The following is a 10,215-nucleotide window of genomic DNA, read 5'->3' on the forward strand; positions in this document are numbered from 1 at the left end:
GAGGGGAAAGTGCCGGGGGGACGAATCGACACCGAGGAGGTCTCGGCGGCAGCCGATGCCGAGCCCGTGGACAGCGACGCCACTCCCGGCAACACCGAACTCGAACCCCAGGATCGCGACGCCGGACCGGAGAGCACCGATACCGCTGACGAGCACGACGGGCTGCGGCGAAAGACCGCGACGTACACGCCGGGGGTCCGCTCGCATCTCATGGCTCCGGCGGCGTCCTCGTCGGCGTGGGCCCGTAAGCAGCTCGATCGCGTCGGCGAGGTGTCGGCGAAGGCGGTCGCGGCGGCCCGGGAGCAGGCCCCGATCGTGCGGGACCGGGCGGCCGGGTGGTGGGAACAGCGCCCGCGCTCGCGGGCCGAGGCGGCGGCGCTCGCGAAGCAGGGGCGGGACGAATTCAAGCGGCAGGCGCCGGTCGCCAAGGCGTGGGCGATCAAGCATCGGGTGCTGATCGCCGGGATGACGGCGGTCGTGGTGTTCGCTTCGGCGGACAGCGCGCTGGGGATGATTCCGCTGGACGCGGAGGCGAGTCCCGGTGTGGCGGTGCGGGTTCCGGTTGCACACCCCTTGCAGGTGAACACCACCGCCGGCACGGCCAAGCGCTATCTGGACGCCATCAACAACGGCGAGAAGCTGCGTGAGGCGGCGGTGGTCGCGGCGGCGGCCCGCCAGACCCTGGAACGCGCCAAGGCCGAGGCCGCCGCCGCGGTGGCGGGCGAATACCAGCCGTGGATCTCGGCGACCACCCCGTACCCGGAGGGCACCCTGCCGCCCGGATACGCGCCCGGTGGTTTCGCGCTGCCCGCGAAGGGCGCGTTCACCTCCGGATTCGGTTCGCGCTGGGGCACCTTCCACGCGGGCATCGATATCGCGGGCCCGCTCGGCTCCCCCATCTACGCGGTCGCGGCGGGCACGGTCATCGACGCGGGCCCGGCGCAGGGCTTCGGCCTGTGGGTGCGCATCCGCCACGACGACGGCACCATCTCCGTCTACGGGCACATGTACGACTTCTTCGTCTCGGTCGGCGAACGCGTCCCGGCGGGCATGCAGATCGCCCGCATCGGCAACCGCGGCGACTCCACCGGCCCGCACCTGCATTTCGAGATCATCGTCGGCGGACAGCACGTGGACCCCGCCGCCTGGCTCGCCGCCCGCGGCCTCAGCCTCACCTGACCCCGACCACCGCCCGCACCCCGTCATCCCGAGGGACGAGTGCTCATACACAGAACGCCCGCCCGAGCGTGAAAGCCCGGGCGGGCGTTGAAGTTTCGAAGCCTGGGCTCAGACCGCCGAAGGCACCGTGATGCGGCCCTCGGTGGCGGCGAGCGCGATATCGGTGCGGAAGTGCCCGCCGGGCAGCTTGATTCCAGCGAGCCGGTTGTAGGCGTTCGCGCGCGCCTCGTTCAGATCCGCGCCCTGGCCGACGATGGCGAGCACCCGTCCACCGGCGGAGACCAGCGCACCGTCCTCACGCGCCGCGGTACCGGCGTGCAGCACCTCGGATTCGGTTCCGGTGCCGGAGGATTCGGCCCCGGTGATGACATCCCCGGAGCGCGGCCGCGCCGGATAGTTCTCGGCGGCGAGCACCACGGTGACGGCCGAGCCGTCCTTCCAGCGCGGCGGGTCCACCTGGTCCAGGGTGCCGGTGGCGGTGGCGTAGAGCAGCTCCCCGAGCGGGCTGTCCAGCATGGCCAGCACCGCTTGGGTCTCGGGATCGCCGAAGCGGCAATTGAATTCGACGACGGCGGGCCCGTTCTGCCCGACCGCGAGCCCGGCGTAGAGCAGCCCGGAGAACGGCACGCCCTGCCGGACCATCTCGGCCGCAACGGGTTTCACCACATCGTCGACGATGGCGTCCAGGGTTTCCTGCGGCAGCCACGGCAGCGGGGTGTACGCGCCCATGCCGCCGGTGTTCGGCCCGGTATCACCGTCGCCGACCCGCTTGTGATCCTGCGCGGGCAGCAGCGGCACCACGGTCTCACCGTCGACGAGGCAGAACAGCGACACCTCGGGACCGTCGAGGAAGGATTCCAGCAGCACCGGGTGCCCGTTCTCCAGCAGTTCGGCGCCGTGATCGCGCGCGACCGACCGGTCGGCGGTGACGACCACGCCCTTGCCCGCGGCCAGCCCGTCGTCCTTGACCACCCAGGTGGGCCCGAAGCGATCCAGCGCGGCATCGAGTTCGCCCGGATGATCCACGATCTCGCTGTGCGCGGTCTTGACCCCGGCCGCGTTCATGATGTCCTTGGCGAACGCCTTGGAGCCTTCGATGCGGGCGGCGGCCGCGGACGGCCCGAACGCCGGAATCCCGGCGGCCCGCACCGCGTCCGCCACGCCGAGCACCAGCGGCACCTCGGGCCCGATCACCACCAGATCGGCCTCCAGCTCCCGCGCCAGCGCGGTCACCTCCTCACCCGAGGAGGCATCCACCGGACGCACCTCGGCATGCTGGGCGATGCCGGCATTGCCGGGGGCGGCGTAGACCGCGGTCACCGCCGGGTCCTTGCGCAGGGCAAGAACGAGGGCATGTTCACGGGCTCCGGAACCGATCACGAGTACGCGCACGGCTGACAGCTTAGAGGGATGATGGACGGTGACCGCCGTCACCCACCACCACTGTGAGGATGTACCGGAGCATGGGTCTCATCGACGGATTGATGGGCAATGCGGGACGTATCGATCCCGCCGAAGCCCAAGGCGAATACGGCAAGCTGCTCGGCCAGGGCGAACAGATCTACGCGGCCTACCTGCTGATCCGCGACGCCATCCTGTTCACCAACCGCAGACTGATCATGGTCGACAAACAGGGCGTCACCGGCCGCAAGGTCAGCTACCACTCCATCCCCTACCGCGCGATCACCCACTTCTCGGTGGAGACCGCCGGCACCTTCGACCTGGACGCCGAACTCGCCATCTGGATCTCGGGCAATCACGAACCGATCAGCAAACGCTTCAACCGCCAGGTCGACATCTACGAAGTGCAGGGCATCTTGTCCCACTTCGTAGCCGTGTGAACGACAATCGGTCGTCGCGCGGGGCGACAACCGATTTCGAACGACCGGGGTAACTCACCGGGTACGACCACAATCGGTTCGGCCGGAACCGCCGGCACGCGTTGCCAACCGGTAACGGCTCTCTGCCGCGCGCAGAGGTTCGGGGAGGCGGGGGAGCGTAATGTCCGGGCTATGGCTTCCGTATTCTCCGCAATCATCAACGGCCAGCTGCCCGGCCGATTCGTTTGGGAGGATGACGAATTCGTCGCCTTCCTGACCATCGCACCCGTCACGCAGGGCCACACGCTGGTGGTGCCGCGCCAGGAGATCGATCAATGGCAGGACGTCGAGCCCGCCACCTTCGCCCGCATGACCGCCCTGGCACAGAAGATCGGCCAGGCGGTGCGGGCGGCCTGGGACGCGCCGCGCGCGGGCCTGCTGGTCGCCGGCCTGGAGGTGCCGCATCTGCACCTGCACGTCTTCCCGGCCTTCGAGCTCGGTGACTTCGATATCACCGGCGCGGACCCGGAACCGAGCAAGGAATCGCTCGACGAGGCGCAGGCCAAGATCAAACAGGCGCTGCGTGATCTGGGTTATGGCGCGAACGTTCCGGACTGAGCTCGACCGGCCCGTCCACGTCCCCGCGCGGTAGCCGGACGGTGAAGGTGGTGCCCACCCCGGGCGTGCTCGCCACCGTCACCGTCCCGCCGTGCGCGGCCACCAGGGCGGCCACGATCGACAGCCCCAGCCCGGTGCCGCCGCGCTCACGGCTGCGGGATTTGTCGGTCCGATAGAACCTTTCGAAGACCCGCTCGGCCTGTTCGGGCTCCAGCCCGGGGCCGGTATCCACCACCCGCAGCCACACCTCGTCGTCGGCGGGGCGCAGCCGCACCGTCACCGAGGCTTCGGGCGGGGTGTGCACCAGCGCGTTGTTGAGCAGGTTGGCCAGGATCTGGCGCAGCCGCACCTCGTCGCCGAGGATCTCCAAAGTGCCCGTGCCGGAATCGATTTCCAGCCCGATCGGCCGATGCGCCTCCGGATGCTGGGCCGCCGCCACCGCCCGCGCGCTGTGCACGGCATCGCTGGCCAGCGCCAGCAGATCCACCGGCCGCCGCTCCACCGGCCGTTGCGCGTCCAGCCGGGCCAGCATGAGCAGGTCCTCGACCAGCAACCCCATTCGGTTGGCTTCGCGTTCGATGCGATCCATCAGCATCGCCGGATCCGTGATGGCCCCTTGCCGATACAGCTCCGAGAACCCCTTGATGGTGGTCAGCGGCGTCCGCAGTTCATGGCTGGCGTCGGCCACGAACCGCCGCATCTTGGCCTCGGAGCGCCGCGCCGCCTCCTCGGAGGCCTCGGTGGCGGCGAACGCCTGCTGGATCTGGGTCAGCATGGTGTTGAGCGAGCGCGAGAGGTGATCGACCTCGGTATCGGTGCCGCGCACCGGGACTCGCCGATGCAGATCCCCGCCCGCGATGGCCGCCGCCGTCTCCTCCACCTTGCGCAGCGGCCGCAGGCTGCGCCGGATGACCAGCCGCGCCACCGCCGCCAGCACCGCCAGCACGATAGCCCCGATCACCACTTGCAGCGCGATCAGCCGATCCAGGATCGAGTAGGTCTCGTCCATCCGCAGCGCGACCGTGGTGGTGCCGAATTGGTTGCCCACCCGCACGATTCGCCACTGCTCCCCCGAATCGCCCACCGAGCCGACGGTGACCGGCCGATGCCCGAGATCCTCCGGCACCGCGGGTTTCAGCATGGTCGGCGAGAGCACCAGGGTCTCCTGGCCGCTCGAATCCACCACGCGCACATAGAAGAGATGCGGCGGCCGCTCCTGGGCCGGCGGCCGCGGCAGCGGTTCCGGCCGGGGCGCACCGGGTTTCGCCCAGCTCTCGGCCGCCCCGTACAGCTGCGCGTCGATCCGCCCGATCAGCACATTGCGCATCAGCGAGGTCACCACCAGCCCGGAGATGAGCATGCCGAGCGCGGTCAGCGAGACCAGCGCCACCATGAGCGTGGTGCGCAGCGGCACCGCCGCGAGCCGTGCCGCCACCCGGCGCCGGACGGTGCGCGCGGCGATCACTTGGCGCCCGAGCCGCCGCGCGGTTCCCGCATCACGTAGCCGACCCCGCGCAGGGTGTGGATGAGCCGTTCGGGCCCGGTATCGACCTTCTTGCGCAGATACGACACGTAGGTCTCCACCACCCCGACCTCACCGCCGAAGTCATAGCGCCACACGTGATCCAGAATGCGCGGCTTGCTCAGCACGGTGCCCGCGTTGACCATGAAATACCGCAGCAGCGTGAACTCGGTCGGCGAGAGCGGCACCGCCTCCCCCGCCTTCCACACCTCGTGCGTGTCGTCGTCCAGCTCGATATCGGCGAACTTGATCCGCGAGGTCTTCTGCTCCGGCACCGCCCGCCCGGCCCGCCGCAGGATCACCCGCAGCCGCGCCACCACCTCTTCCAGACTGAACGGCTTGGTCACGTAGTCGTCGGCCCCGAGCGTCAGCCCCGTGATCTTGTCCTCGACATCGTCCCGCGCGGTCAGGAACAACACCGGCGCATCGATCCCATCGGCCCGCAGCCGCCGCAGCAACCCGAACCCGTCCATCCCCGGCATCATCACGTCCACGATCAGCGCATCCGGCCGGAACGCCCGCGCTTTGTCCAGCCCCTCGGTCCCGCTCCCCGCGGTGGCGATCTCGAACCCCTGATACCGCAGGCTGACCGACAACAACTCCAGAATCATGGGCTCGTCATCGACGACCAGCACCTTCGCTTCGGGTTCACGCTGTCCGGGCACACCTGTCATGACAACATCCTCCGGCCGACCGCGCCGATTTCCCTGAACGTTCCCTGCGAGTTCCCTGGGAAGGGCCGGAAACGACGAACGCCTCCCCACGACCGGCAGAAGTCGCGGGGAGGCGGAGGAGAGCCCCCTGTCAGGATTGAACTGACGACCTTTCGCTTACAAGGCGAGTGCTCTACCACTGAGCTAAGGAGGCGGGTAGCGGAAGCATCATAACCAGGTGGGCCGGCTGCGCGGAAAAGCCGGCGTCCCAGTTGGTTCCGAGTACAGCCCGAGGGCAGATCCTTATGCGGCCGAGGGACTCTCGGCCGCATCAGGAAAACCGTTCCCGTGCCGTATCGGGGCTAACCGCGGTCGATCAGGACTGAGCCGCCTGACGAGCCGCGTCATCGGCGGCCATGGCATCGCGAAGGCTCTTGGGACGCATGTCCGTCCAGTTCTTCTCGACGTATTCGACGCAAGCCGCACGGCTGTCCTCGCCGAACACGACTCGCCACCCGGCCGGGACCTCGGCGAAGGCCGGCCACAGCGAATGCTGTTCCTCGTCGTTGACCAGGACGAAGAACCGGCCGTCTTCGTCGTCGAAAGGATTGGTGCTCATTTCACCTCACTGGATACTGGCGCTGTGTACGGGAACGCTGACGGATCGTAACTCCGCCCGGTGTGACCACGAGCATCGTACGAACCCCCGACGTTGATTCGACCCTAGCAAGGAGGGTGTTACGGCTGGGCGGTTACCTTCATGCCCCGGCGAAGAATTCCAGCAGGACCTTGTTGACCGCCTCGGGGCGTTCCAGGTATCCGAAATGGCCCGCATCAGGGATTTCCTGGTAGCGAGCGCCCGGAATCACCTCCGCGACCTCGCGAGACAGGTAGGGCGGGATCATCCGGTCGTCGGCGAAGCCCATGGACAGGCAGGGCACCCTGATCTGCCGATACGCGGCCAAACGGTCGAAATCATGATCCATGCGCCGCTGCGCGCGTACGCCGGGCGAGACCGGGCCGCCGGTGAACTCGAACAGGTCCAGCCAGTCGCGCGCGGCGTTGGTGTCGGCCAGGGTCGCCGGCGACAGGTTCATGATCGCGGTGAGCGCGGCGTCGTACTTGGCGGGCAGCCGGGTCCCGGCGGCGTCCAGTTCGTGTTCGCCCAGCGACAGCGTCTTCTGGAACTGGTCGAGGCGTCCGTGCCCGGCCATGAAGACGGCCTTGCGGACCAGGTCGGGGCGGGCCAGCGCGAGCTCCTGGGCGACCCGCGAGCCCATCGACTGGCCGACCACCAGGGCCGGTCCCTCACCGAGGAATTCGATCAGCGCGGCGGTGTCGCGCACCAGATCGTCGATGGTCATTCCGCCCGCGGCCTCGTAGGAGGGCGCGATGCCGCGATTGTCGAAGGTGCACACCCGGTATCCGGCGGCCACCAGCGCGGGCACCTGGTGCAGTTCCCACACCCGGCCCGGGCTGCCGGTGCCCATGATCATGACGACCAGCGGGCCCCCGCCCTTGACGTCGGTGCCCTTGGCCCGGTCACCCTTGACCTGGTAGTTCAGTGAGATTCCGTTCACCGTGGCCAACGGCATGCGTACAACCCCTTCATCGGATGAATCGACTTCAGCTTCGTCCACCGTATAGCCATTCGGCTCCGGAACGTTTCGCGGTGCGGCCCGCCCCGGGGGGTCGAGCTTGTATTCCGTTTGGGGCTCGAGCTACACCGACCGGACAGCCCCGCCGAGCCGGACAGATACGATGGACGTCATTCCGAGGCAGATTTCCCGAGAGGACATGATGATGGCCGCGAAGACCGGCGCGAACGACATCGCGGACGACGATCTGGAACCGCTCGCCGATGAAACCGCTCGTCAGGCCCAGCGCGTGGTAGCCGCCTACGCGACCGACGCCGACGAATGCCGCATGTTGCTCTCCATGCTGGGCATCGGGCCCAACGCGCGAGGCGAATGACCCGTGAACCCGGATAGCTCCGGCTCCGGTTTCGTCGTCGTCGCCAATCGGCTGCCGGTGGACCTGGAGCGACTACCCGACGGTACGACCCGCTGGAAGCGCAGCCCCGGCGGCTTGGTGACCGCCTTGGAACCGGTGCTGCGCAACAACAAAGGCGCATGGGTCGGCTGGGCGGGCGTACCCGATATGGATCTCGACCCGATCGTCGAGGACGGCCTGGAGTTGCATCCGGTGCCGTTGTCGGCCGACGAGGTCGCCGACTACTACGAAGGCTTCTCCAACGCCACGCTGTGGCCGCTCTATCACGACGTGATCGTGCGCCCGGTCTACGACCGCAATTGGTGGCAGGCGTATGTGCAGGTGAACCGCCGTTTCGCCGAGTACACCGCCAAGGTCGCCGCCGAGGGCGCGACGGTCTGGGTGCAGGACTACCAGTTGCAGCTGGTGCCCAAGATGCTGCGCATGCTGCGCCCGGATCTGACCATCGGATTCTTCCTGCACATTCCGTTCCCGCCGGTGGAACTGTTCATGCAGATGCCTTGGCGCACCGAGATCGTCGAGGGCCTGCTGGGCGCGGATCTGATCGGCTTCCATCTGCCCGGCGGTGCGCAGAACTTCCTGTATCTGGCCAGACGGCTTGCCGGACAACCGACTTCACGCGGCAATGTCGGCGTGCGCTCGAAACTCGGTGTGGTGCAGGTGGGTTTCCGCACCGTGCGGGTGGGCGCCTTCCCGATCTCGATCACCTCGACCGAGCTGGACGAGTACTCCCGGCAGCGCAATGTCCGGGAGCGGGCCGCGAAAATCCGTGCGGAACTGGGCAATCCGAAGAACATCCTGCTCGGCGTCGACCGCCTGGACTACACCAAGGGCATCGACATCCGGCTGGCCGCCCTGGAGGAACTCCTCCACGAAGGCCGGTTGGACCCCGAGGAGACGGTCATGGTCCAGCTGGCCACGCCCAGCCGGGAACGCGTCGAGTCCTACATCCAGATGCGCGGCGATATCGAACGCCAGGTGGGCCGGATCAACGGTGAGTTCTCCCGGGTCGGTTATCCGGTGGTGCACTACCTGCACCGCCCGATCCCGCGCGATGAACTGATCTCGTTCTTCGTGGCCGCCGACGTCATGGTCGTGACGCCGCTGCGGGACGGCATGAACCTGGTGGCCAAGGAGTACGTGGCCTGCCAGGGCGGCCTCACCGGCGCCCTGGTGCTGAGCGAATTCACCGGCGCCGCAGCCGAATTGCGCCAGTCCTATCTGTGCAACCCGCACGACCTGGAGAGCGTGAAGGAAGCCCTGGTGGCGGCGCTCGAGGATGACCGGGACACCCGCCGGCGCCGCATGCGCTCCATGCGCCGCCAGGTCCTGACCCACGATGTGGACCGCTGGGCCCGGGCCTTCCTGGACGCCCTCGCCCAGGACCGGGTGGCGGGCAGCGCCCTGCTCACCGACGACGACGTCGACCCGGGCCTGCGCCGCTAATTCCCCACGGCCGCTTCGAAATCGAACCGCACCCCGGTGAGCCGCTCGGACTCTGCCCAGAGCCGAGCGGCGAGCTCGGGGTCGCGGGCGGCCGCCGGCGGTTCCTCGAACACCGGAAAACCCTTCCACCGCCCCGTAGGACCGACGAACTCCCCACCGCGCACCTCCGGATCCACTGCGGCCCGCAGCGTCGGCAGCGCACCCATCTCGGTGGTCTGCTTGAACGGATCGATCACGAACCGCAGGGGCGACCGCGCCGCGCGCCGGAACACCGGTCCGAGGCTCTGATCGAAATCCGACTGCGCCACCCCCGGCCGCGCGGCCACCGACACCAGCGCGGTGCCGATCCCGTTGAGCCGCCGCTGCATTTCGAGCACGCACATCAGATTCGCCAGCTTCGACTGCGCGTAGGCGGTCAGCGCCCGATAGCGCCGCCGCTCGTAGAACAGGTCGTCCAGCTCCAATCCGGAGTTGCGCCATCCGGACGCGTTGCTGCTCACCGACACGATCCGCCCGGCGGGAGCGGCGAGCAGCCGGTCCAGCAGCAGGCCCGTGAACGCGAACGGACCGAGATGGTTGGTGGCGATGGTGGTTTCGAAGCCGTCCTCGGTCCGGCTGGGTCGCGCGCAGGCCGTTCCCGCATTGTTGATCAGCAGGTCGATGGAGCCGTATAGCTCCCGAAGCTCCTGGGCGGCAAGGCGTACCGACGCCATGGACGCGAGATCCAGTCGAACCACCCGTAATTCGGCTTCGGGCGCACTCCGCCGTATCGCTTCCGCTACGCCGCTTGCCTTCTCGACATTGCGACAGGCGAGCACGACGCGCGCCCCGTGTTCGGCGAGCAGCCGCGCGGTGGGTATTCCGATGCCGGCGCTCGCCCCCGTCACGACGGCCGTGCGGCCGCTCAGATCCGGGATGACTGCCACGGTCCACGATGTCGTTCGCTGTGCCACATCGGCCATTC

General features: G+C 68.5%; 11 protein-coding genes and 1 tRNA gene. 5 read left to right on the top strand and 7 right to left on the bottom strand.

Features of this window, described 5'->3' with window-relative positions; all coding sequences use genetic code 11:
• The first annotated feature begins 9 nt into the window (after positions 1-9).
• A complete protein-coding gene (locus tag NI1_RS14660; protein ID WP_369690138.1) occupies positions 10-1,179 on the top strand; it encodes a M23 family metallopeptidase in 1,170 nt (389 codons plus the stop codon).
• A 108-nt stretch (positions 1,180-1,287) separates the two neighbouring features.
• On the opposite strand, the gene purD is transcribed toward NI1_RS14660, so the two are convergent.
• Positions 1,288-2,571: a phosphoribosylamine--glycine ligase gene (gene purD / locus NI1_RS14665; RefSeq protein WP_067820015.1), complete on the bottom strand. Its 1,284-nt coding sequence runs from the start codon at positions 2,569-2,571 to the stop codon at positions 1,288-1,290.
• 71 nt (positions 2,572-2,642) lie between these two features.
• On the opposite strand from purD, the gene NI1_RS14670 reads away from it, so the two are divergent.
• On the top strand, positions 2,643-3,020 hold the full coding sequence (locus NI1_RS14670) for a PH domain-containing protein (protein ID WP_067820548.1): 378 nt from the start codon (positions 2,643-2,645) through the stop codon (positions 3,018-3,020).
• A 171-nt stretch (positions 3,021-3,191) separates the two neighbouring features.
• Positions 3,192-3,617, top strand: a complete 426-nt coding sequence (locus tag NI1_RS14675) for an HIT family protein (RefSeq protein WP_067820018.1) — start codon at positions 3,192-3,194, stop codon at positions 3,615-3,617.
• On the opposite strand, the gene NI1_RS14680 is transcribed toward NI1_RS14675, so the two are convergent.
• The 5 genes from NI1_RS14680 to NI1_RS14700 form a co-directional block, all read right to left on the bottom strand.
• The gene (locus NI1_RS14680; RefSeq protein WP_067820551.1) at positions 3,568-5,010 is read right to left on the bottom strand and encodes a sensor histidine kinase; all 1,443 of its coding nucleotides are present in this window, start codon (positions 5,008-5,010) and stop codon (positions 3,568-3,570) included. The genes NI1_RS14675 and NI1_RS14680 overlap by 50 nt on opposite strands.
• A 68-nt stretch (positions 5,011-5,078) precedes the next feature.
• The gene (locus tag NI1_RS14685; protein ID WP_067820021.1) at positions 5,079-5,813 is read right to left on the bottom strand and encodes a response regulator transcription factor; all 735 of its coding nucleotides are present in this window, start codon (positions 5,811-5,813) and stop codon (positions 5,079-5,081) included.
• A gap of 121 nt (positions 5,814-5,934) precedes the next feature.
• Positions 5,935-6,006 (bottom strand) — tRNA-Thr (locus tag NI1_RS14690).
• Positions 6,007-6,168: 162 nt separating this feature from the next.
• Positions 6,169-6,411 (bottom strand): MbtH family protein, encoded by a 243-nt coding sequence (locus tag NI1_RS14695; protein ID WP_019931522.1) that lies wholly within the window; start codon positions 6,409-6,411, stop codon positions 6,169-6,171.
• A 139-nt stretch (positions 6,412-6,550) separates the two neighbouring features.
• The gene (locus NI1_RS14700) at positions 6,551-7,387 is read right to left on the bottom strand and encodes an alpha/beta fold hydrolase (RefSeq protein ID WP_067820022.1); all 837 of its coding nucleotides are present in this window, start codon (positions 7,385-7,387) and stop codon (positions 6,551-6,553) included.
• Positions 7,388-7,595: 208 nt separating this feature from the next.
• Between NI1_RS14700 and NI1_RS38495 the strand changes: the two genes are divergently transcribed.
• The gene (locus NI1_RS38495; RefSeq protein WP_169815427.1) at positions 7,596-7,766 is read left to right on the top strand and encodes a hypothetical protein; all 171 of its coding nucleotides are present in this window, start codon (positions 7,596-7,598) and stop codon (positions 7,764-7,766) included.
• Between the two features lie 3 nt (positions 7,767-7,769).
• Positions 7,770-9,251, top strand: coding sequence for an alpha,alpha-trehalose-phosphate synthase (UDP-forming) (locus NI1_RS14705; protein ID WP_067820025.1), 1,482 nt, complete (start codon positions 7,770-7,772; stop codon positions 9,249-9,251).
• On the opposite strand, the gene NI1_RS14710 is transcribed toward NI1_RS14705, so the two are convergent.
• Positions 9,248-10,204, bottom strand: a complete 957-nt coding sequence (locus NI1_RS14710) for an oxidoreductase (RefSeq protein ID WP_245663225.1) — start codon at positions 10,202-10,204, stop codon at positions 9,248-9,250. The two genes, NI1_RS14705 and NI1_RS14710, sit on opposite strands and share 4 nt — an antisense overlap.
• Positions 10,205-10,215 lie beyond the last annotated feature (11 nt).

The sequence above is a fragment of the Nocardia inohanensis NBRC 100128 genome, from assembly GCF_001612945.1.
Classification (GTDB): Bacteria; Actinomycetota; Actinomycetes; order Mycobacteriales; family Mycobacteriaceae; genus Nocardia; species Nocardia inohanensis.

Bases quoted from the DNA above. Each gene is read 5' to 3' on its own strand.
- NI1_RS14670 (WP_067820548.1), top strand. From the start codon at position 2,643: ATGGGTCTCATCGACGGATTGATGGGCAATGCGGGACGTATCGATCCC.
- NI1_RS14675 (WP_067820018.1), top strand. From the start codon at position 3,192: ATGGCTTCCGTATTCTCCGCAATCATCAACGGCCAGCTGCCCGGCCGA.
- NI1_RS14680 (WP_067820551.1), bottom strand. From the start codon at position 5,010: ATGGTGGCGCTGGTCTCGCTGACCGCGCTCGGCATGCTCATCTCCGGG.
- NI1_RS14685 (WP_067820021.1), bottom strand. From the start codon at position 5,813: ATGACAGGTGTGCCCGGACAGCGTGAACCCGAAGCGAAGGTGCTGGTC.
- NI1_RS14695 (WP_019931522.1), bottom strand. From the start codon at position 6,411: ATGAGCACCAATCCTTTCGACGACGAAGACGGCCGGTTCTTCGTCCTG.
- NI1_RS14700 (WP_067820022.1), bottom strand. From the start codon at position 7,387: ATGCCGTTGGCCACGGTGAACGGAATCTCACTGAACTACCAGGTCAAG.
- NI1_RS38495 (WP_169815427.1), top strand. From the start codon at position 7,596: ATGGCCGCGAAGACCGGCGCGAACGACATCGCGGACGACGATCTGGAA.